This window comes from Siminovitchia fordii DSM 16014 = CIP 108821 (genome assembly GCF_000374565.1).
Lineage (GTDB): Bacteria > Bacillota > Bacilli > Bacillales > Bacillaceae_C > Siminovitchia > Siminovitchia fordii.
The window spans coordinates 48,529-69,969 of the sequence record NZ_KB894698.1; the positions used below are offsets into that span (position 1 = coordinate 48,529).

At 41.4% G+C, this 21,441-nt stretch carries 18 protein-coding genes; 14 read left to right on the forward strand and 4 right to left on the reverse strand.

Annotation, left to right across the window (positions count from 1 at the left end; all coding sequences use genetic code 11):
* Positions 1-5 precede the first annotated feature (5 nt).
* Together C509_RS24125 and C509_RS0116485 are read right to left on the reverse strand one after the other, a co-directional pair.
* Complete coding sequence (locus C509_RS24125; RefSeq protein ID WP_018708037.1) at positions 6-1,631, reverse strand: amidohydrolase; 1,626 nt, start codon at positions 1,629-1,631, stop codon at positions 6-8.
* Between the two features lie 39 nt (positions 1,632-1,670).
* A complete protein-coding gene (locus tag C509_RS0116485; protein WP_018708038.1) occupies positions 1,671-2,909 on the reverse strand; it encodes a M20 family metallo-hydrolase in 1,239 nt (412 codons plus the stop codon).
* Positions 2,910-3,214: 305 nt separating this feature from the next.
* On the opposite strand from C509_RS0116485, the gene C509_RS0116490 reads away from it, so the two are divergent.
* Positions 3,215-4,642 carry a sigma-54 interaction domain-containing protein gene (locus C509_RS0116490; protein ID WP_018708039.1) on the forward strand — a complete coding sequence of 476 codons (1,428 nt, stop codon included), beginning with the start codon at positions 3,215-3,217 and terminating at the stop codon, positions 4,640-4,642.
* A gap of 786 nt (positions 4,643-5,428) precedes the next feature.
* On the opposite strand, the gene C509_RS0116500 is transcribed toward C509_RS0116490, so the two are convergent.
* Entirely contained in the window at positions 5,429-6,604 is a 1,176-nt protein-coding gene (locus C509_RS0116500; RefSeq protein WP_018708040.1) for an acyl-CoA dehydrogenase family protein, read from the reverse strand.
* Positions 6,605-6,809: 205 nt separating this feature from the next.
* On the opposite strand from C509_RS0116500, the gene C509_RS0116505 reads away from it, so the two are divergent.
* The 5 genes from C509_RS0116505 to C509_RS26205 all read left to right on the forward strand — a co-directional run bounded on the left by C509_RS0116505 (position 6,810) and on the right by C509_RS26205 (position 10,345).
* A complete protein-coding gene (locus C509_RS0116505; RefSeq protein WP_018708041.1) occupies positions 6,810-7,562 on the forward strand; it encodes an amino acid ABC transporter ATP-binding protein in 753 nt (250 codons plus the stop codon).
* Positions 7,563-7,577: 15 nt separating this feature from the next.
* A complete protein-coding gene (locus C509_RS0116510; protein WP_018708042.1) occupies positions 7,578-8,426 on the forward strand; it encodes a transporter substrate-binding domain-containing protein in 849 nt (282 codons plus the stop codon).
* A 65-nt stretch (positions 8,427-8,491) separates the two neighbouring features.
* On the forward strand, positions 8,492-9,193 hold the full coding sequence (locus C509_RS0116515) for an amino acid ABC transporter permease (RefSeq protein WP_018708043.1): 702 nt from the start codon (positions 8,492-8,494) through the stop codon (positions 9,191-9,193).
* Positions 9,194-9,214: 21 nt separating this feature from the next.
* Positions 9,215-9,943 carry an amino acid ABC transporter permease gene (locus C509_RS0116520; RefSeq protein WP_018708044.1) on the forward strand — a complete coding sequence of 243 codons (729 nt, stop codon included), beginning with the start codon at positions 9,215-9,217 and terminating at the stop codon, positions 9,941-9,943.
* A 252-nt stretch (positions 9,944-10,195) separates the two neighbouring features.
* Complete coding sequence (locus C509_RS26205; RefSeq protein WP_018708045.1) at positions 10,196-10,345, forward strand: hypothetical protein; 150 nt, start codon at positions 10,196-10,198, stop codon at positions 10,343-10,345.
* A gap of 253 nt (positions 10,346-10,598) precedes the next feature.
* On the opposite strand, the gene argJ is transcribed toward C509_RS26205, so the two are convergent.
* Positions 10,599-11,753, reverse strand: coding sequence for a bifunctional glutamate N-acetyltransferase/amino-acid acetyltransferase ArgJ (argJ, locus tag C509_RS0116530; protein ID WP_018708046.1), 1,155 nt, complete (start codon positions 11,751-11,753; stop codon positions 10,599-10,601).
* A gap of 178 nt (positions 11,754-11,931) precedes the next feature.
* Between argJ and C509_RS0116535 the strand changes: the two genes are divergently transcribed.
* The 8 genes from C509_RS0116535 (at position 11,932) to glaH (ending at position 21,349) form a co-directional block, all read left to right on the forward strand.
* Positions 11,932-12,387, forward strand: a complete 456-nt coding sequence (locus C509_RS0116535) for an N-acetyltransferase (RefSeq protein ID WP_018708047.1) — start codon at positions 11,932-11,934, stop codon at positions 12,385-12,387.
* Positions 12,388-12,927: 540 nt separating this feature from the next.
* On the forward strand, positions 12,928-13,317 hold the full coding sequence (locus tag C509_RS26560) for a hypothetical protein (protein WP_169509228.1): 390 nt from the start codon (positions 12,928-12,930) through the stop codon (positions 13,315-13,317).
* A 157-nt stretch (positions 13,318-13,474) separates the two neighbouring features.
* Positions 13,475-14,932 (forward strand): aldehyde dehydrogenase family protein, encoded by a 1,458-nt coding sequence (locus C509_RS0116540; RefSeq protein ID WP_018708048.1) that lies wholly within the window; start codon positions 13,475-13,477, stop codon positions 14,930-14,932.
* 558 nt (positions 14,933-15,490) lie between these two features.
* Positions 15,491-16,879 (forward strand): APC family permease, encoded by a 1,389-nt coding sequence (locus tag C509_RS0116545; protein WP_018708049.1) that lies wholly within the window; start codon positions 15,491-15,493, stop codon positions 16,877-16,879.
* Positions 16,880-16,997: 118 nt separating this feature from the next.
* Complete coding sequence (locus C509_RS0116550) at positions 16,998-17,669, forward strand: GntR family transcriptional regulator (RefSeq protein WP_245542494.1); 672 nt, start codon at positions 16,998-17,000, stop codon at positions 17,667-17,669.
* 257 nt (positions 17,670-17,926) lie between these two features.
* Positions 17,927-19,144, forward strand: coding sequence for an L-2-hydroxyglutarate oxidase (gene lhgO / locus C509_RS0116555; protein ID WP_018708051.1), 1,218 nt, complete (start codon positions 17,927-17,929; stop codon positions 19,142-19,144).
* Positions 19,145-19,167: 23 nt separating this feature from the next.
* The gene (locus C509_RS0116560; protein ID WP_018708052.1) at positions 19,168-19,497 is read left to right on the forward strand and encodes a DUF3870 domain-containing protein; all 330 of its coding nucleotides are present in this window, start codon (positions 19,168-19,170) and stop codon (positions 19,495-19,497) included.
* A 919-nt stretch (positions 19,498-20,416) separates the two neighbouring features.
* Positions 20,417-21,349: a glutarate dioxygenase GlaH gene (gene glaH, locus C509_RS0116575; RefSeq protein ID WP_018708055.1), complete on the forward strand. Its 933-nt coding sequence runs from the start codon at positions 20,417-20,419 to the stop codon at positions 21,347-21,349.
* Positions 21,350-21,441 lie beyond the last annotated feature (92 nt).

Sequence of the window (21,441 nt, forward strand, 5' to 3'; positions counted from 1 at the left end):
CTCATTTACTTGGAATCCAATTTCTCAGCGCATTTAGCATAAACTGTCTGTCCCTCGACAATCGTTTGAATCACTTCAATTTCCTTGAGGGACTCCGGATCGATCATAAATGGATCTTGACTTAAAACGATTAGATCAGCATATTTTCCGATTGAAAGGGATCCTACCTTGTCTTCATCAAATCCCGAGACAGCGGCATCTGTTGTGTATGCCTTAATGGCATCCTCGACGGAAATGGCTTCTTTTGTTCCTAATTGCTGGCCGCTGACCGTTTTACGGGTGACCGCTGAATAGATTCCAAAGAAAGGGTTTCCATCAGCTACTGGCAAGTCAGAATTTCCTGGAGCGGCAATACCGTATTTCTTAAAGGAAGCGTGTGGAAAGACCCACTCGGCTCGATCTTTTCCGAGATTTGCTAAGTAGCTATCTCCAATTGAATAAATAAAACCAATGGATGACCCTGCTATAATTCCGTGCTGTGACATCAAATGTAAGTGTTCTTCTGTGGGCAAAGCGCAGTGTTCAATTCTATTCCGCATTTTTTTGTTTTCTTCGGCTGAATTCGCATTCACTATCGCTTTAAGCGCCATATCAATTGCACGTTCTCCAATGCCGTGGATGGAGACACGCATCCTGTTTTGAATAGCCTGGGAAACAAGCTCGTCTAATTTCTCCTGCTGCATATAGAGAATCCCGCAGTTATCCTCCTCATTTTCATAAGGCTCATTAACAGCAGCTGTTCTCCCGCCGACACTTCCATCCAACATATATTTCAATCCTTGTATATTCAAACGGTCATTTCCGAAGAGACTTTCCACCCCAAGAGCCAAGGTCTCATCCTGAACCCCAATCCAATTCATTGAATCTACGGCCCATAGCCACATACGGACTTTCATACGAAATTCTTTCTCCGTCTGCAGTCGTTGGTAAACGGTCATTTCTTCCTTAGCGACCGCCATGTCGTGAATGGTTGTAATTCCCCATTTGAAAAATTTTTGTTGGGCCTGCAGCATTGATTCAATTAACTGTTCGGTGTTTAATGTAGGAACTGTAAATTCCATCATGGCATTCTCTTGAATAAGGCCGCTCGGTTTTCCTGTTGTTGGATCGATATGAAAATGTCCGCCTTCAGGATCTTTTGGGCTTTCCGGGAGACCGCTTTTTATAAAGGCCATTCGGTTAGCCACTGCATTGTGTACACATGTCCTTGTTAAAAATACTGGATGCTCAGGGGCAGCTTCACTAAGTTCATCTATTGTAGGGAATCGTTTTTCTTTTAATTTGCTGTCATCCCAACCCATTCCTGTAATCCACTGTCCTTTTGGTGTTACTCTTGCCTTCTCTTTTACTGCTTCGAGTATGCTTTCGATATCCGGAGTGACTTCAGCTCTTAAGTCAAGGTGAAATAAATTTGAAGCAAAAGTCAAAGGATGAGCATGACTCTCGATGAGCCCTGGCAAAATTGTTTTTCCGTCCATATCGATACACTTCGTTGAAGGACCTTTGACCTCATCCGCCTTTTCGTCAAAAGCAATGATTTTTCCATGTTTAACCGCCACTTTGGTCGCTTTTGGATTTATCTCATCCATTGTATAAATGTTAGCATTTGTAATAATAAGATCCGCGAACATATTGAACCTCCTCATAGTTGCCGATTTAGCAGATTTTCCCTAAGCATTGGCCAATTTGCAAACAGTATGCAGCAACAGATTTGCGCCTTTTTCAATGGCTTCTTGGCTTGTAAATTCCTCTTGGCAATGACTTTTTCCATCGACGCATGGAATAAAAATCATGGCAGTAGGTGTTATTTCATTCATGTATTTAGAGTCATGCCCAGCTCCACTTATCATTTTCTGGCTGGTGTACCCTAACTCTTCGGTTGTTTTGGAAATGACTTGGATCAATTCTTCGGAAAAGTGGCTCGAAGACGTTTCCCAGATCTTGTTGATTTCTATTGAAACGTTTTCAGTTGCTGCTGCAATGCTCAACTTTTCAATAATTACTTGGCTTAGATATTCTTTAACTGTATCATCTGAATGTCTGACATCAACCGAAAAAATAACCTCTCCGGGAACACAGTTTATCGAGTTAGGCTTAATTGCCATCCGGCCTACGGTAGCCGTTGCTTCCTCATTGTAGTTAATGATGGTATCTCTGATGAGCTGAATAAGTTTGGATGCAACATATAATGCATCTTTTCTCATGTTCATCGGGGTCGGGCCAGCGTGGTCGGATTGTCCGGTTATTTTGACCTCCAGCCAGTCCATTCCCTGGATGCCGGTAACAACCCCGATATCTAAGTTCTTATGTTCCAAGACGGGACCTTGCTCAATATGAAGTTCAAGATAGCAGTAACTGTTTTGAATCCGGTTTCTTTTCTCTCCGTGGTAACCAATCCGTTGTAACTCTTCGAGAAATGCTTTTCCTTCCCGGTCTGTTCGTGTATAAACAAAATCTTGATTAAAGTGGCCTGAAAGTCCGCCAGCACCTAATATAGGGGGCTCAAACCTTGATCCTTCTTCATTCGTAAAATTAATAATTTCAATCGGTCTTTCTGTCTGAATAGCGCTTTCATTCAATACAGTTAATACTTCGAGACCTGCCAGTACGCCAAGAATTCCATCGTAGCGCCCACCCTCAGGTTGAGTGTCAAGATGGGATCCGATAAGAACCGGGGGAGCATCAGGATTTTTACCTTCTTTCCTTCCGTAAATATTACCGAAATCATCGATTCTAACTTGCAGTCCGATCTTTTTTAACCACTTAACATATAAATCACGCATCTCTTTATCCTCATCCGTAAGCGCAAGGCGGCAAATTCCTCCACGGGAAAGCCTCCCTATTTCGGCACTCTCGTTAATTGTTTTCATAAGCCGTTTAATATCAATCTTGAGATCCTTTTCAATCACCAGTGATCCTCCTTTTTTAATATCTAATAGATTCGCATCAGACCTAAGTTTTGTTCTTGCATTTTTTTATAAAGCAATATATGTGCCAAGTTCTTGTGTTGTTTTCGTAGATAAAAGCAAATTTTGGCTACATTTGTCGACCATTTTATAAACAACATGTAACAAAAACGACTCAATTTGAGATAATTTGAATTGAAATCGAATCGATATTACTCTAAATATAAAGAAAAATTTAAGTTTGAATCGTAATTGATTCATATTTCATGGTATTCTAATCATATAGATAAAATGAAAGGGTGATTTAATTGGAAAAAATTCAAGAAATTTTGGAACACCCGTATTTTACAAAAATTCTTAATGCCCTTTCTGACGGAGTTTTGATTTCTGATGGAGAAGGAAGAGTCATATGGTTAAATAAAGCTTGTGCAAACTTTTCGAACAGGCCGAAGTCATTTTTTATCGGAAAGGATGTTTACTTGCTTGAAGAGTTAGGTGTCTTTAAGCCATCTGTGACAAAAATGGTGATTGAAAAGCAAGCATCAGTGAGTACAGTGCAAACAACAACTGGTAAAGACAGCAGATTTATTGTGACTGGATATCCAATCAAGGATGATGAGGGAAAAATAATCTTTATTATTGCCCAGACCAAGGACATTACGGAAATAGTGCAAACAACGAATGAATTGGAAGAAACTCAATCATTATTGAAGAGATACAGCCAAGAGATTATGCGCATTAACTATGAAAAACAAATAGATTCGTATTATTTTACTGGTCAGAGCCCTGCCTATCTATCATTGATGCAAACAATTGATAAGATAGCTCTTACGGAGTCGACTGTTCTGCTAAGTGGGGAAACAGGGGTCGGTAAAAACGTTGTTGCCCAGCGGATTCATAAGTTGAGTGAACGGGAGAATGGACCGTTTGTTGAGATAAATTGCGGAGCGATACCGGAATCCTTAATCGAATCAGAATTGTTTGGCTATGCCAAAGGGGCGTTCACCGGTGCCAACAAAGCGGGGAAAGCCGGCTTGATCAAGATGGCTGATGGCGGTACTTTATTCCTTGATGAAATTGGGGAGCTCCCTGTTCATTTGCAGGCTAAATTACTTCAGTTTTTACAACGGAAGCAATTTCTTCCTATAGGATCGACAGAATATCAAACAGCAAATGTAAGGATTATCGCTGCAACAAATTTGGATTTGTTGGAAGAAGTGAAGAAAGGGAACTTTCGTTCAGATCTTTACTACAGACTGAATGTCCTTCCGATTCACGTTCCGTCCCTCCGGGAAAGAAAAGATGATATCGTCGGCTTGCTTCAATTCAATATGGAAAAATATAATCGAAAGCATAAAAGGCAATGCCGACTTTCTGCTGATGTGATGGAATGTCTGCAAAATTATGATTGGCCGGGGAATATTCGAGAGCTTGAGAACCTCATTGAACGTCTTGTAATTATTGCACCGGAAGATGAGATTCAAATGAGAGACTTACCGGCTAATATGAGAAATCATGATGACATAGACTTTGACCTTGCCGGTCTCAATAAGGGAGATTCATTGACGGAGGTTTTGGAATCCGTTGAAAAAACCATCATATCCAAGGCGTATGCCCAGTTTAAAACTACAAGGAAAACAGCAGAGGAACTTGGTATCACGCAATCCTTGCTGATGAGGCGTTTGAAGAAATACAATTTGACAAAAAATGAGGAAAGTTCTTTTGAGGGTCAATGATTGTATTAAATTTACTAATGTTTTTATCAGAAAATAAAACGTTTATCAATTATTTTTAGTATTGACAGAAATTTAGCCAGCCGGTAATATTGTATTTAAGACGTACAAAATTTGCTTTCCGGATTAATTACCTTTTTTCGGTTCAGGTAAAATAGTGCGCAACCTTATCACATAACATCGTTCAATAAGAAGACTGCCGAATCTGTCAACCAGCGGGTTTAACCGCGGGACAAACGCAGAACAAACCAGTCGCTCATCCAACCCTTTTTTGTAAAGGGCTGATGGCGACTGGTTTTTTTACGCCGGTTTTCTGATTCAACGGACAAATGATTCTTAGGAGGAAAAGAACATGTGTCTCGCTAAATCAGGCTGTAAATTATGCGGCAACTGCAAAGGCTCTAAAGCGGCAAAAAACGATAAGAAAAAATAAGGGGCCAAACGCAAAAAGAACAGGGATGATATCCCTGTTCTTTTTGCGTTCAAGGGAAGTGATACGACAGACGAAGCCGGCACCAATAGAACGGGAACCTTTACGATCATCTCGCGGATAAGGCTTGTAAACCGGGAAACGGAAACAATTACACAACCAACTATTAAAAATATGTATAAGTGTTAAAAAGTATCACTGGATTGAGTATTCAATCGGTAATGGAGTGATCACCAATGATCCCGAAAAAATGGTCTTTATCCCCACTACCTTTTCCATTTTTATCTAAACTATGTTGAAAAACCAGGTTCGTAAACTTGAACCTGGCTTTTCATCAGGAATTACTGCTCCTTCTAATCTTATCCTAGGCTTTCCGATTTTTTCTTTCCTTGTTCAATGGCGGCCAGTGCCAGTTTTTGAATTGTCATATCGTCCATCGGCGGGTTATGCAGGCCTGCCCGAACGTCCCGGTAATACCGCTGCAACGGATTGGAGCGCTGAAGGCTTTTTGCTCCAGCCACTCGCATTGCCTTATCGACAATGGAAATCGCTGAGTTGGTAACTGTATGCTTAACCGCTCCGAGTTCATTAGCAATCAACGGTCTCCGCTCCTCATCATCGTACGCTTCGGCCACGTTGTATATGAAATGTCTTGCTCTCATCAGGTCAAGCTCGATCTCGCCTAACAAGCGCTGGACATTCGGAAGCTCGCTGATTGTTCCTTTTATACTGTTGGGCGAATGTTCGTTAGCAAATTGGATGGCGTAATCCCTAGCGGCTTGCGCGATTCCTAGATAGCAGGCTGGAATATGTAATACCCAACCGTTGATTTTGTTCCCGCGCGGGCCGTCATTGATCTCGACAAGCATAGAATCATCCGCATTGACATTATCCAAGAGTAAGTCATGGCTTTCTGTCCCTCTCATGGAGATGACGTCCCATGTTTCTTCAATGGAGAGTCCTTCAGTATCTTTATGCAATAGGAAAAATCCGATTGCTTCTTTTTCTTCAATCCAAGCGGAAGTGAGGAAATAGGTTAACGCCGGAGACATTGTAGTAAAGTTTTTCCGTCCATTGATGATCCAACGGCCATTTTCCCTTACAGCTGTAGTACCTGGACGTCCACCCCTTGTCGGGCTGCCCGTTTGAGCTTCGCTCACAGCACGGTTCACAAGTGCTCCGTCCAGTACTTTCTTTGCGAAAAAATTTAATCGGTCGCCTGACCATAGTCTTTTCTCGTAAAGTTCGCCAACAGTACCGAGGTGCCAGCCGATGGAAAGTCCTGTAGCTGCATCAAAGCTGGCGATTGTCTCCTGCAAAAGCACCATATCATATACCCTTAATCCTTCACCGCCAAATTCTTTAGTCAAGGTCAAGCTCGTATACCCCATATTGACCAGTTCCTGAATATTCTCTTTAGGAAACTTTGCCTGTTCATCCGTTTTGGCTGATCTGCTTTTAAATTCCGCTTCTTTTTTATATAAATTGTTCAGCCATTGCTTTTGAATGTCGTTTTTTATAAATAAGTTTCTCATCTCTTCACCTCTAATATTGTATATGCATAAGATGCTTAAAATCAACAAATCCTATTAGTTTGATTGGTTTTAATCTTATCGAACTTGATTTTAAGCGTCAAGCTTTACTCGATAGTGAAGAAAGAGATTTAAAACCCACTTTACAACTAAGAATAGTTGTGTTAATCTTTGGGATAAATTTAAGAATAATAAAGCAGGGATCAATATGATTAAATTAAAAAAAATAAAAAAACAATTTCAAAAGAATCTTGTGTTAAACGGAATTGATCTCGATGTGGAAAAGGGGGATGTATTAGTTATTGTCGGTCCGAGTGGATCAGGAAAAACTACTTTGCTCAGATGTATCAACTATTTGGAGCGCCCTGATGAAGGTTCCATTACAATCGATGGGTTTACTGTCCAAGGAAAGCATGCATCAAAGCGTGATGTGCTTGCTTTAAGAAGAAAGACAGCCATGGTTTTCCAGCATTACAATTTATTCAAAAACAAGACTGTTGTGGAAAACGTAATGGAGGGGCTCATCGTGGCAAAAAAGATCCCCAAAAAAGAAGCGAAGGAAATCAGTGCCTCTTTATTGGAGAAGGTCGGACTGGCGGAAAAAATGGATGAGTATCCTTCTCAGCTTTCAGGGGGACAGCAACAGCGTGTGGGCATTGCCCGGGCATTGGCATTAAATCCGTCTGTTATTTTATTTGATGAACCGACCTCTGCATTGGATCCTGAGATGGTTGGCGAAGTGCTTTCCATCATCAAACAGATTGCCAAAGAAGGGATAACGATGGTTGTCGTCACACACGAGATTGATTTTGCCAGAGAAGTGGCAAACCGTGTCGTTTTCATGGACGGAGGAAGTATCATCGAGCAAGGATCTCCTGAAGAAGTATTGATACATCCACAGCATGAACGAACGAAAAGATTTTTAAAGAGACTGGTCAAAGAACCGGATTATGCGATTTAGGGGAGGAACATGGGGATGAAGAAATTATGGGCAGGAGCAGTGGCGTTATTAGGTTTTATATTTATTATTTCTGGCTGCTCCCAAAGTACAGCAAAGGAATCGGATGATGGAAAAAAAGTGGTCAAAATCGCGATCAGCGACGAAGTCAATCCTCCATTTTTATATGCCGATGAAAATAACGAACCAATCGGATATGATATCGACTATTTGAAGGAAGTAGAAAAAAAGCTGCCGGATTATAAATTCGAATACATTTGGGGAGAGGAAGAGTCCAATCTCGTCGGTGTGGACACGGGAAAATATGATTTTGCCATAAACTGGTTCTTCAAAAATCCGGAAAGACAGGAAAAATTCCTTTACCCAGAGCACGAATTTGGCTACTCTTTGACTTCTCTGGTAACCAAGAAAGACAGAGATGATATTAAAACATTGGATGATATGGTTGGGAAAAAATTTCCACCAGTTTCTCCAAGCGGCGGGTTAAGAGCAATCTTGAATTCCTATAATGACCAGCATCCAGATGATCCTCTAACATTGGAAAGTATGGATTCTCCGTCAAATGCAGAAAATTTGAAAATGGTGGATAAAGGAAAAGCGGACGCCATGTTCATCAATGTAACGACATTCAATGAAATTCAAAAGGAATTAAATCTCAATCTTAAGGTCGCTGGCATCATATCCAAAGAACCGATTTTTACAGTTTACAGCAAAGAAAATGCGGAACTTGCAAAAGAGATTGACCAGGCAACTGTTGAACTAACAGAAGACGGCACATTATCCAAACTGGCTGAAAAATGGTTTGGGGTAGACTTCTTCCAGGATCTTGAGTATATCAATGAAGAAGGATTTAATTTTGAAAAGTAAATCCGACTTTCCGTATTGGGTTGCTTAACAGCTCAATACGGATTTTCATTAGGTGGTGAATTTTAATGACTTCCGGGCTAGCGGGCTGGATTGATTTATTTATAAAAGTACTTGAAAAGCTTCCGCTCACTTTACTTATGCTGGGGCTATCTTTATTCTTTTCTATTATTCTCGGTGTAGCGGTTGCCGTTATCCGGATTCAGAAACAACCCGTTCTCTATCAATTGGCGACCTTTTATTTATCTTTTACACGTTGTACACCGTTGCTTGTCCAGTTGTTTCTAGTTTACTTCGGACTTCCGCAACTCCTTTTGGCCTTTAACATTGATATCAATGGATGGGACCGTCTTGTCTTCCTTATCATTGCTTTTTCGTTTCATACAGCTGCTTATTTATCAGAGGTGTTCAGATCTGCATATCTTGCTGTCGGGCAGGATCAACTGGAAGCGGCATACAGTGTCGGAATGAGTTACCCGCAGGCACTATTCAGGATCATATTGCCGCAGGCTTTTGTCATTTCACTGCCTAATCTGGGAAACAACATTATTGAACTGTTAAAAGATACATCGTTGGCTTTTACGATCGGAATTATCGATATCATGGGTCAGGTCAGAATTATCCTCGGCAACAACCACGGCATGGGAATGTTCCAGATCTATGTCGTGATTTCCTTGGTATATTGGGGAACGTGTATTTTGATAGAAAGTGTCATCGGCTATTTGGAAAAAGTATTTAAAAAAGGCCGGGTGAGTTTATCAAGGCAATAATATAAGAAGGGAGGGTCAACGTTGCTTTTCTCAATCATTAATCTGGAATTTGCGCTTGAACAATTTCCGGAGGTATTAAAAGGAGTGCCTGCAACACTGGCCATTGCGGTTGTTGCAATGATTTTCGGGCTGGTTTTCGGCCTTTTGATTGCTTTGTGCAGAATTTATCAAGTCCCAGTATTGAATCGTTTTTTTATCGTCTATATTTCCTTTATCAGAGGAACACCGTTACTAGTCCAGTTGTATGTGTTTTTTTATGGTGTGCCAGTCCTTCTTGAGTTTCTGAACGAACAAACGGGAACAAGTTTTGATGCTTCGGAAATATCTCCATTGATTTATGCCTTCATCGCTTTTACATTGAATACTTCGGCGTATCAGGCGGAGATTTTTCGTTCGTCTATCAATGCGGTTAGCGCCGGACAGATGGAAGCTGCACAATCAGTGGGAATGACAACAGCGCAAGGGCTCTGGAGAATTATTTTACCGCAGGCATTTGTTGTGGCCCTTCCCAACTTGGGAAACACCTTTATCGGTCTCATTAAAGCTACATCACTTGCATTTGCTGTAAAAGTGGTTGAGATTTTGGCAATAGCCAGAATCATTGCCAATGACGGTTACAGGTTCCTGGAAATGTATCTGGTTGCCTCACTTATCTATTGGGTCATCTCCTGGGTTTTTGAAGTGCTGTTTGCGGTGGCCGAAAAGAAAATGAGGCGTTATGAAGACCGGGCTGCAGGAGAGGCTGCGTAATGTAAAAAGAAGATCGGTGAATAAACTGCACCCGGATTTTTTGGAAACCATCTAAAATTTCGGAGTGCTTTTTTTATGGCTAGGTATTACGTTTGAATTAGAATAACCGATATTTAAGGAGGAATGAAGGCTACAATACAACCCCGAATAAAACAGGAGATACTACAGTGTCTTGGTAATAGATTGGAAAAAATATATAGATAAAGCTGTCTTACATTGTTATACAAATCATCCAATATAAATTGGAGGTAAATGGAACGTCTATCAATTGAAATTGCTAAACTATTAAATCAAGGATACTTTTTGGCAATGGCAACAATAAAGGGAATAGACGCCCTGATACAAAAGAAAAGGACATCTATTCATGAAAAAAGAGCAAGGTATTATGAAGGCAGTTATTAAAAATTAGCTGGTACTCCAAGCTGCACATGCTATGACTGGATAAAAAATTGATACCTCTGATAAAGATGTGCCTTTAAAGAAACTCAATCGGCAGTGTATAGTGGGGCAAGGTCGTACGGCTAACGCACCATTTTGTAATGAACTCGATACCTTATACAACTTATTCATCACATGATGCAGGATGATATATAAGTTTTAGAATGGCATGTTTCTTTCATAATTGCCCATAAGGTACATACCTGTGCTTCAATTATCAAGTCGTGTATTCTCCATTGATCCTTACATAATCGTAAGATAAATCACAACCCCAGCCGGTCGCTTTACCTGGACCGCTTCCAAGAGAGATGGAAATGACAATCTCATTGCTTTCCAAGTAATTTGTGAGTTCCTTCAGATTCGAGTCTGCCGGTTCTCCATTCCTAAACACAGTAAGGTCACCAAATGCCACGGAAACCTTCTCCCGTTCAATAGGATACTTTGCATTTCCAATGGTTGAAATAATCCTTCCCCAGTTGGGGTCCGATCCGAAGATCGCCGTTTTGACTAACGGCGAGTTGATGATCGACTTCATCATCACTTTAGCTTCATCATCGTTTTTGGCACCTTCCACTCGTACCTCGACAAGCTTGGTGGCACCTTCCCCATCCTTTGCCAAGTCTTTGGCCAGGCTGATCAACATATCGGTCAGTGCTTTCTCGAATTTTTCAAGGTCAACCGGGCCTGCGAGCCCGTTTGCCATTGCTGCGACAGTATCGCTTGTGCTCGTGTCTCCGTCGACAGAAACCATATTGAAAGAGACATCCACCGCCCGTTTCAACATTGTTTTAAGCACTTCTTGTTCAATTTTAGCATCAGTCATAATATAGCTGAGCATTGTCGCCATGTTCGGCTCAATCATGCCAGAACCTTTTGCAATGGCACATAAAGTGGTGCCATCGATTTTTTTGGAGCGGAATTTTGCAAAGGTATCCGTAGTCATAATGGCTTCAGCAGAGTCCTTCAGACCATCTTTTTTCAACTCGCTTTTCAAGCCTGGAATTCCATCAACAATTCTTTGGACCGGTAGCGGGACGCCGATGACCCCTGTCGAGGAAGGGAGAATGTCTTCAGGATTAATCGTTAATTCTTCCGCAACTGCTGAAATGATTGTATGAACATCCTTAATTCCTTGTTTTCCTGTCGCGACATTCGCATTTTTGCTATTGATGACGAATGCTTGGAGAAAGCCATCTTTAATATGTTCTTTTCCGACAGTTACTGGTGCACCGCAAAATTGGTTTTTTGTAAACATGGCAGCCGCTGCTGCGCGAGTTTCGGAGTAAATGACAGTAAAATCAGGTGTGTTGTCTTTTATCCCAAGTTTTTTCGCGCATGAATAAAAGCCCTTTGGAAGCAGTGTATTATCCATTGTAAGTTCTCCTATCTTCATTATTTTCCATTTAAGAATATTATACAGGGGTCTTCATAAAAAGAAAGGTATAATTGAATAATTATTAGATAAAATGAATATTTATTTAAAAATCTATTGACTTTCCTTCTCCAATCGGTAAGATTAACATTATATATTGAATCAAAAGGTGATGAAAATGATCGCAGTCCGTAAGGCTGTTCTCAAGGATATTGATAAAGTCTATGCGCTTGTCAACCAGTATGCCAACGAGGAGCTGCTGCTTCCCAGAACACGTGAATCTCTCATCATAAATATACAATCCATATTCGTAGCGGAAGAAAAGGGTGAAGTTCTTGGGGTTGCCTGCCTTGCTGTCCTTGGGCAGGACATGGCGGAAATTCGTTCTCTCGCAGTTGACGAAAAGGCGCAGGGGCGTGGTGTTGGAAAAATATTGGTGTCTAAAATTATTGAAGAAACAAAAAAAATAGGGATTTCCAAGTTGATTTCGTTAACTTATCAAGTTACGTTTTTTAAGAAATGCGGGTTTGAAATTATACAAAAGGAAGAGATGCCCCAAAAGGTCTGGACAGATTGCATCCATTGTCCAAAATTTCCAGCATGTGATGAAGTGGCAATGGCAATCACCTTTTAAAAAGATAGGGAAAAAATATGTCTTATTCCTGAAAAATTAGATTGACAGTTTCTTTATATAGTTGCTATATTTATATCGTCATAGATATTCATGACTGAATAACACTATTTAAGAAAGACTGTCGAATCTAACCGGACTTTGTTGGAGAAGCAAAGCCTAACGTAGATTAGAGCCAGTTTACTTAGTAAATGACCGTTACTGAAAAAGGGGCATTTAAGGTAAAACTGGCTTTTTTATTGCTTAGGAAAGCGTAAAGCAGTAGGGACATTCTGTTCGGCTACTGTGCCCAATCCTTAAAGGGGATAAGCGGACTCCTGTTGACTTATGAACTGTTTTCAATTTCTCGGGAATCTTCTTGATAGCCCATGCTAAGGCAGGGGGGCTTAAGCTTTTCTTTTATGCTTTGCATTTTTATCTAAAAAGGCTTGTCGTTGTTTATTCATCGGGAATAGGTCAAAAGCTGTGGAAGAACTATCCCCAAAGGATTGAACAGCATAAAAGGAAATTATATCAATTCTGCAAGCGGTTCACTTTCTAAGAATGCTAGGTGAATGTGCACATTCATTTCGTGAGATGCACCGTGTCAAATATACAGTTTTAATCATCACCTACGATCAGTGCCATTCAGGACCGACTGTCAAAGTTTGTCTTATTCGTGTTTTCGCATGGTGCCGCATCAGGTATATCCAGTCTAGGCACAATAACTTTGTGACCGGAGGTTTTTCCAAGCTGGTATTTATAAACAGCGTTACAAAAGAAATGAAAACGCCATTAAAATGGCCAGAAAGACACGGGCAAACCGGGGAATCGCAGTTTTCAGCCGTACCTTTACGGATGACCTTACGGGGAAGTCATGGTTTATCATTCGGTCCCATTCCAAGCAAGATCTACAGGCTTCCACATCTATACTATGTAAAAAAACAATTGTAGGAAGCAAATGAGCTGATGTCAAATAGACTTGTAGAACATATTTCAGTGAAGCCGATGAAGATTCCAGCAGTCTTGATAGAGTTCGTCCAGGTGCAAAGTTATTTGTTGTCTCGAGTTTTAAAAGATGAATCAGGAATATTATGGAGATTCAGGGAGAGTGAACATTGTGGAGAATTATTTGAATTTTATCGGCGGAGAATGGGTAAGTGCTTCTTCGGGAGAAAAGCATGAACATTTTAATCCGGCAAAACCTTCCGAAACTATTGGATTTACTGAAATTTCTACAGTAGAAGATGTAGAAAAAGCGATTGAAGCTGCAAATGCTGCGGCAGCGGGTTGGAAAGCGATGTCTTCAGTTAACCGTGGTGAAATCCTTCGAAAAGCAGCTGATATTTTGGAAGAACGTGCAGACGATATTGCCAAAACTGCTACGCAGGAGATGGGTAAAAGATTTGTCGAAACAAAAGGTGAAGCACTTAGAGGGGCGTCGATCCTAAGATACTACGCTCAAGAAGGCTATCGCAAAAAAGGAGAAGTTCTTCCTTCGGCAGCGGACGGAACCACTTTGCTTTCGGTCCGTGTACCTGTAGGTGTTGTAGCAGCCATTACTCCTTGGAACTTCCCAATTGCCATTCCAATTTGGAAAATAGCTCCTGCGCTCGTATTCGGTAATCCGGTTGTGTGGAAGCCAGGACAGGAAACAGGAATTACAGCGGCAAAAGTGGCAAAAGTATTTGAAGATGCAGGACTTCCTTCCGGTGTTCTTAACCTTGTATTGGGCAGGGGCTCTGTAATCGGCGATGTTCTTACAACAAACAAACATGTAGCGGCTGTTACATTCACTGGCTCCAATGCAGTAGGCCAAAACATTGCAAAACTAGCAACTGAAAGTGGAAAGAAATTCCAATTGGAACTTGGCGGTAAAAACCCGGCTGTTGTACTAGCGGATGCAAACCTAGACCTTGCTGCACGCCTCGTTGTGGAAGGTGCTATGAAACAGACAGGCCAGCGTTGTACTGCAACAAGCCGTGCTTATGTAGAAGCAAGCATATACGAAGAGTTTGTTGAAAAAGTGATTGAAAATGCCAAACAAATCACAATCGGTAATGGGCTTGAAGATGGGATCACAATGGGTCCTGTTGCATCCAAAAAGCAATTTGAAACAGTTACAGGCTATATCCAAAAAGGGAAAGACGAAGGGGCTGACCTTCTGTATGGAGGAAGCACGTTGGATATCGATGGAGGATACTACATTGAGCCGACGATTTTTGGAAATGCTAACCACGAAATGACGATTATGAAGGAAGAAATATTCGGCCCGGTCGTAGCGCTGATGAAAGTGGCTGATTATGACGAAGCCCTTGAAAAAGCCAATGATACAATTTACGGATTAAGCGCTGCCGTATTTACAAATAGTCTTGAAAAAGCGTTCCATTTCATGGAAAACAGTGAAGTGGGAATGGTACAGATCAATGGTGAGACTGGGGGTGCTGAACCGCAGGCTCCGTTTGGAGGAACAAAAGCATCTGGTCAAGGTCCGAAAGAACAAGGGCAGTCAGCTGTTGAGTTCTTTACAACAAACAAGACTGTTACGATTAATCCATTCGCCAAATAATAAAGTGTTTCACCTGCCGAAAGTGAAAGTCTTTCGGCAGGATTCTTAATAGAAAAGCGAAAGCGTCTGATCATCAACGTACAGACTGGAGCGACTCTGACGAGATAAAGGAAACACGGCGAAGTGCGGACCTCCTGTCCACCGTAGCCGATGTTGACTTATCGTAGGAAGAGAAGTGAAGTCTGCTAGTCGATAGACGCTGAAGCTAGCCAATAAGAAAAGCGAAAGCGTCTGATCATCAACGTACAGACTGGAGCGACTCTGAGGAGATAAAGGAAACACGGCGAAGTGCGGACCTCCTGTCCGTCGGCAGGCTTAATACGCGACATCCTGTCGCTTCGCTTGCACTAGGACCTCCTGTCCGTCGAAGCCGATGTTGACTTATCGTAGGAAGAGAAGTGAAGTCTGCTAGTCGATAGACGCTGAAGCTAGCCAATAAAAAAAGCGAAAGAGTTTTTCAATAACGGACGATAGTCAAAGCGCTTGCTCGACCACCAAGTCCGCTTTGAGGAATTAGTGTTTTTGGGAAAAGGAAGAATATACCAAAGGAGTAAAAGAATGCAAAACGAACATGATGTTAAAAAGGTATTATCACGTTGGGATGTCCTGTTTTTGGCTTTCGGCGCCATGATCGGATGGGGCTGGGTTGTAATGTCAGGAGAGTGGATCCTTGGGGCTGGTACAGTAGGTGCGATGATCGCATTTGTCGCCGGTGGAATTCTCGTAATATTTGTCGGTTTGACATATGCAGAACTTGCATCGTCTATGCCTACGACAGGTGGAGCTCTTATTTATGTTTTTAGGGGCGTCGGGCCTAAATCAGCTTTTACGGCATCATGGATGCTCGCGCTCGGATACATTTCTGTTGTAGCATTTGAAGCAGTTGCCCTTCCAACCGTTATTGAATATATCTTCCCGAACTATAAGGTTGGGTATATGTATACAATTAATGATTATGATGTATACGCTTCATGGGTATTGGTAGGTGTTGGAGCCTCTATTTTCGTAACAATCGTAAACTATATGGGGGTAAAATCCGCGGCCTTTTTACAAATGGTTTTAACCATTATCATTGGACTTATCGGTTTATTATTAATTTTTGGCGGAGTTTTCAATGGGGAAGCGTCAAATGCTCAGCCGCTATTCGAAGGCGGACTCGGTGGTATCATGGTGGTCGCTATTATGACTCCTTTCATGTTTGTTGGGTTTGACGTCATCCCACAAACGGCGGAAGAAATGAATGTACCGGCAAAAGCAATCGGTAAAATCCTTATTTTATCTGTTGTTTTAGCGGTAGTATGGTATGTGGCAATCATTTTGGCAGTTGGTCTTGGTTTGGATAAAGACTCGTTGGCTGCTTCAACATTGCCAACTGCTGACGCTATGGCTACAGTGTTTGGAAGCGACATCTTCGGTATTATCTTAATTCTTGGCGGGGTTGCCGGGATCATCACAAGCTGGAACGCATTCATCATTGGTGGAAGCCGGATTCTGTATGCCATGGCTGATAAAAAGATGATACCTGCATGGTTCGGTAAAGTCGATCAGAAACACGGTACACCTACAAATGCTGTTTTATTTATTGGTGTTTTGGCTACTATAGCTCCATTGCTTGGACGTCCTATGCTTGTTTGGCTCGTTGATGCAGGTGGACTTGCTATCGTTATTGCTTACCTTTTGGCTGCTGTTGCATTTGTCCAATTGCGTAAAAATGAACCGAACATGGTTCGTCCTTTCCAAGCTGGAAAATCCAGCATCATCGGATGGATTGCCATCATCATGAGTATTTTCTTTGTCATCCTTTACATGCCAGGTATGCCTGCGGCTCTTGTTTGGCCATACGAATGGGCTATTTTCGCAGGATGGGCTTTACTAGGTATTCTTCTCATGGTTGTGATGAGGAAAAACTTTCCTAAAGAAAAATTGACGTATAACGATAAAAAGTAAATGCAGACATGGAATTGAATCCAATCTAACATAGATTGGATTCATTTTTTTTATTTTACTCCCTTGAAAGCTAATTTTAGGTATGATAAACTCTAAATTGTATCCAAAGTGAATTGGGGTGGATATTTTGTCGGAGAAATTGGCTCAGCAAAAGTCGACAGTTGTTAACAATGTCACGAAACGTCTTAGAGAAGTCATTTTGGACGGTACTTTGAAAAAGGGTGACCGGTTGATTCAGGAAGAATGGGCAGAAAAGCTGAAGGTCAGCAGAATGCCGATTCGAGAAGCACTTACACAACTGCAAATGGAAGGGCTCGTGGAAATCGTCCCACACAAGGGCGCAGTTGTAACCCCAATTACAAAGGAGAATATAGAGGAAATCTACTATATTCGGTCCATGCTGGAAGGCTTGGCAGTAGAAAAGTCACTCCCATTTCTGACGGATGAGGACAAACGGCATTTGCACGATATTGTGGTCCAGATGGAAACACTGGATTTGACGGATGAGACAAATGGAGAGTATATCCGTTTGAATGCATCTTTTCATCAGATCCTAAGGAGTGGTTGTCCGTGGCCGAGACTTCGAAAGATGGTTGAGACTCTTGGTATTTCACCTATCGCTCCCAACCTGTTGATTGATTATTATCAGGAGACACAGCGGGAACACAGGCTTATTTATGAGGCTGCGTTAAGAGGAGATCCGGCTGAACTGCGGGCTGCAGTGGAATATCATATATTGCGCACAAAAAATAATTTAATAGATTGTATGGAAAGTATAAGAAAAGCGTAAGCGTCCGTTTAGCGACCTGCAAATTGGAGCATTTTTCAATGTGAAGGATAAGGAAGTGTGAGTGTGTCTGCTTTAAGCATAAGACGAGGACTAAAGAGGGGGCAGTTGGCCTTCGATAATAATTGTCTTTTAACTTCGAGGCGATGCTGACTTTCCTGAAATCCATGCGTTGAGTGGAGTGCGAAGCTTGCTGTACGAGGGCGCTGCAACTGAACAATACAAAATAAACAGGCTTGAACAAATGGAGGCATAAAACTATGTATGATTTCGCGATTGTAGGCGGCGGTATTGTAGGTTTATCGACAGGAATGGCCATTTATGAAAGGTTCCCAAATGCAAAAGTTGTTGTTATCGAAAAAGAAGCATCTGTGGCAGAGCACCAAACCGGCCATAACAGTGGTGTTATCCATTCCGGAATTTACTATAAACCGGGCAGCTTTAAAGCACGATTTGCGAGACAGGGCAGCCAATCAATGAGAGAGTTTGCAGAAAAATATGGCATCGAACACGATATTTGCGGTAAAGTCATTGTTGCGACAAAGCAGGAGGAGCTTCCGCTTCTTGATAATCTCTATGAAAGAGGTTTGCAAAACGAACTTGCCATTACAAAAATCGGCAAAGAAGAATTGAATGAGATTGAGCCGCATGTTGCAGGGCTTGGAGCTATTCGTGTTCCAATGGCCGGAATTATCAACTACAAGCAGGTAAGTGAAAAGTTCGCTGAAATCATTCAGGAAAACGGCGGGGACATCCTTTTAAATACGAAGGTTGAAAAAATCAACGAAAGCTCCGACTCAGTTGTTATTGAAACAACAAAGGGAACAGTCAAGGCCAGCATGGTCATCAACTGTGCAGGTCTTCATAGTGACCGTGTAGCTGCTGCAGCAGGGTATAAAACAGATATGAAAATTTTGCCTTTCCGAGGGGAATATTATAAATTAGTACCTGAAAAGCGTCATTTGGTCAAACACTTGATTTATCCGGTTCCTAACCCGAAATTCCCATTCCTTGGTGTCCACTTTACGCGCATGATCAGCGGGGAAGTTGATGCAGGTCCAAATGCTGTATTAGCATTTAAACGCGAGGGGTACAAAAAGCTTGATTTCAGTGCAAGAGATTTAGCAGAAAGCCTTGCATTCCCAGGCTTATGGAAAATGGCTGGAAAGTTCGCAAAAGAAGGATTGGATGAATACGTCCGTTCATTCAGCAAAGCTCAATTTACAAAAAGCCTTCAAGCTCTAATTCCTGAAATTCAGGAAGACGACTTGATTCCGGCTCCTGCGGGTGTTCGCGCCCAAGCGCTTAAAGATGACGGATCTATGGTCGATGATTTCAACATTATCATGGGAGACAGATCAATTCACATATGTAATGCACCATCACCAGCTGCCACTGCATCCATCGAAATAGGAAAAGAAGTGGTTAGACGAATTCCTGAACAAACACATCTGAAAGAAGCAGCTGTAACATTATAATTTTTGAAAGAGGAGATTGATCCATGGAGTTCAATGCCAAGACAATGTTTATTGCCGGACATGCTCGCCTGCCACAAGGAATGGCTGCAAAGAGTGTGTATGAAACCTTGACGATTACAGCTGAAGTAGATGTGAAATACGGAGTAATTCTTAAAGCTTCTGCCACACTTGCAACGGAACACGGCAGTGATTTTATTGGGCGTCTTTTACGGGGGACCAGCTTACAGGACGGAATTGATGAACAGATTGAAGCTATCCAAACGTACTATAGAGGAAAAGCGACCAATGCACTTATTGCCGCTATGAAGGACCTTGATCTCCATTACAAACAAATCAAGGCGGCTGAGAAATAATATTTGTTTGGTAAATATTGAAATAAAAAAGTTCCTTTTCGGTGTATTTCACCGAAAAGGAACTTTTTATTTTATAGACTTTCAAATAAATCGATGTATCTACGACTTTATCAACTTCTTCATATACTGGAAGGTTCGATCCCCAGATCAAGAAGAAAGCGAAAATGTAGCAAGAAAAGCGATCAATTCAGTTATATCTGAAGAAATCCAAGATGGAACATGGGGGTATAAGTTGCGTGATTAATTGGACAAGGATTTGCGCTTTTATATCATACCCAAGATGAAGGGTGAGTCCCGGACACGATCGTGGAAAAACGACGGGGACCTCAGTGAAGCGGAAATTAGGATTTTCGACGAAGGAAGAGTGTATGTCAAAGTTTCAAATAATGTAGAATCAACTTATTACATAACATTTTTAAAAGGGACAGAAAAGTACTGATTTCTGCATATAACGTGAAACTTCTCTGACTTGGCCGAAGAAGACCTCCTCTAGCTATCGCGCGGAGCATGCGCTTTTTCTGGGACTGCTGCCTTGCATTAGGGATTATCCACTAGACGGCATACGATATAAATATGTAGGGTGTTTTCTGGCAGAAGAAAAATTTATGACAATTTTGTTGACATATTTTACCCAAGGTGCTATTCTTGAATTAAGCAATCATTATAACATATTCACCTTTTGAAAAATGCCTTTTCAAAATCCGTGAATAGTATAGATTTTTTTGGAGACAGGAAAATAAAATATGCTGACTGCAATATTCACTGTGACTCTACAACCATAGAGCGGTGAAGTGAATATAAGCCAGTTGCCGATATGAAACCTATTTTAATCAGAATAGGTGTATCGACAGCTGGCTTTTTATGTTTCTGTTTCTCCATAGTTAAAATTATACTTTTCATTAAACAGGAGGAATATCTAATGGGCGTTACAAAAGAAAAAAAGTTTCTTAAAACAGGAAAAGCATATGAAGTGAAGTCTCATCCGCAGTCCGATCGTCTGTATCATATTGAAATCAACAAAGAAGCCATTGCTAAATTCTTGGCAGCTGTTGAAGAAAAAGGCATCACTGTCCAAACATTGGAATACACACCATATAAGCGTCAAATCATCGCTTCTCTTCTTCAAGATTTTGTCGGCGAAGATCTTGGTGAAATTCTAAGAGGCATTGTTCATGACCGTGAGTCCGGTGGTTTCACAGTTGGTTTGGAAGGTGTAACAGAAGACACTGATGAGTTTGTCATCTTCGGAACAGCAATCTCTCACTTGGTTGGTATGCCAAACTTTGATGCAATGACTGGTAAATATTATGCACGCTTCACAGTTAAGCACACTGACAACAGTGACTCTTTCCTTCGTCAAGCATACCGTCTATTCACAATGCACACTGACGGAACATTCGTTGACGAGCCAACTGACTGGTTGCTTATGATGAAAATGGTTGAAGAAAATGCAGTCGGCGGTGAATCAAGACTTCTTCACTTGGATGACTGGAAAGAGCTTGATAAATTTGCGAACAATCCGCTTGGAAAACATAAGTTCACATACATTGCACCTCCAAGCAAAAACGTAACCCAAACAGTAGACCGTGCTACATTCTTTAATGTGAATGACAAGCCATGCATCTGTTTCATCGATCAGTTCGTATATCCAGAAACAATTGAACAGGCAAAATACCTGGAAGACCTTTCTGCATCATTGGAATCTGACGACAGTGTCATTGAATTGGAACTTCCAGTTGGAGATCTTGTCGTACTGAACAACTTGTTCTGGATGCACGGACGTGCAGCGTTCGAAGTGAACCCTGACTTGAACCGTGAATTGATGCGCCAACGTGGACGATTTGTTGAATAAGCTCAATTAAGTCATTTGTTACTCAATTGTTAATAACCTCTACCTTCATATTTTGCGCACCCGACATCGGGTGCGTTTTTTTTTTTTTTTGA

What these genes read in the sequence shown, in the direction of transcription:
- argJ (WP_018708046.1), bottom strand. Translation starts at nt 11,753, where the DNA reads ATGGATAATACACTGCTTCCAAAGGGCTTTTATTCATGCGCGAAAAAA.
- C509_RS0116535 (WP_018708047.1), top strand. Translation starts at nt 11,932, where the DNA reads ATGATCGCAGTCCGTAAGGCTGTTCTCAAGGATATTGATAAAGTCTAT.
- C509_RS24125 (WP_018708037.1), bottom strand. Translation starts at nt 1,631, where the DNA reads ATGTTCGCGGATCTTATTATTACAAATGCTAACATTTATACAATGGAT.
- lhgO (WP_018708051.1), top strand. Translation starts at nt 17,927, where the DNA reads ATGTATGATTTCGCGATTGTAGGCGGCGGTATTGTAGGTTTATCGACA.
- C509_RS26205 (WP_018708045.1), top strand. Translation starts at nt 10,196, where the DNA reads ATGGAACGTCTATCAATTGAAATTGCTAAACTATTAAATCAAGGATAC.
- C509_RS0116545 (WP_018708049.1), top strand. Translation starts at nt 15,491, where the DNA reads ATGCAAAACGAACATGATGTTAAAAAGGTATTATCACGTTGGGATGTC.
- C509_RS0116515 (WP_018708043.1), top strand. Translation starts at nt 8,492, where the DNA reads ATGACTTCCGGGCTAGCGGGCTGGATTGATTTATTTATAAAAGTACTT.
- C509_RS0116500 (WP_018708040.1), bottom strand. Translation starts at nt 6,604, where the DNA reads ATGAGAAACTTATTTATAAAAAACGACATTCAAAAGCAATGGCTGAAC.
- C509_RS0116510 (WP_018708042.1), top strand. Translation starts at nt 7,578, where the DNA reads ATGAAGAAATTATGGGCAGGAGCAGTGGCGTTATTAGGTTTTATATTT.
- glaH (WP_018708055.1), top strand. Translation starts at nt 20,417, where the DNA reads ATGGGCGTTACAAAAGAAAAAAAGTTTCTTAAAACAGGAAAAGCATAT.
- C509_RS26560 (WP_169509228.1), top strand. Translation starts at nt 12,928, where the DNA reads ATGCTAGGTGAATGTGCACATTCATTTCGTGAGATGCACCGTGTCAAA.
- C509_RS0116505 (WP_018708041.1), top strand. Translation starts at nt 6,810, where the DNA reads ATGATTAAATTAAAAAAAATAAAAAAACAATTTCAAAAGAATCTTGTG.
- C509_RS0116560 (WP_018708052.1), top strand. Translation starts at nt 19,168, where the DNA reads ATGGAGTTCAATGCCAAGACAATGTTTATTGCCGGACATGCTCGCCTG.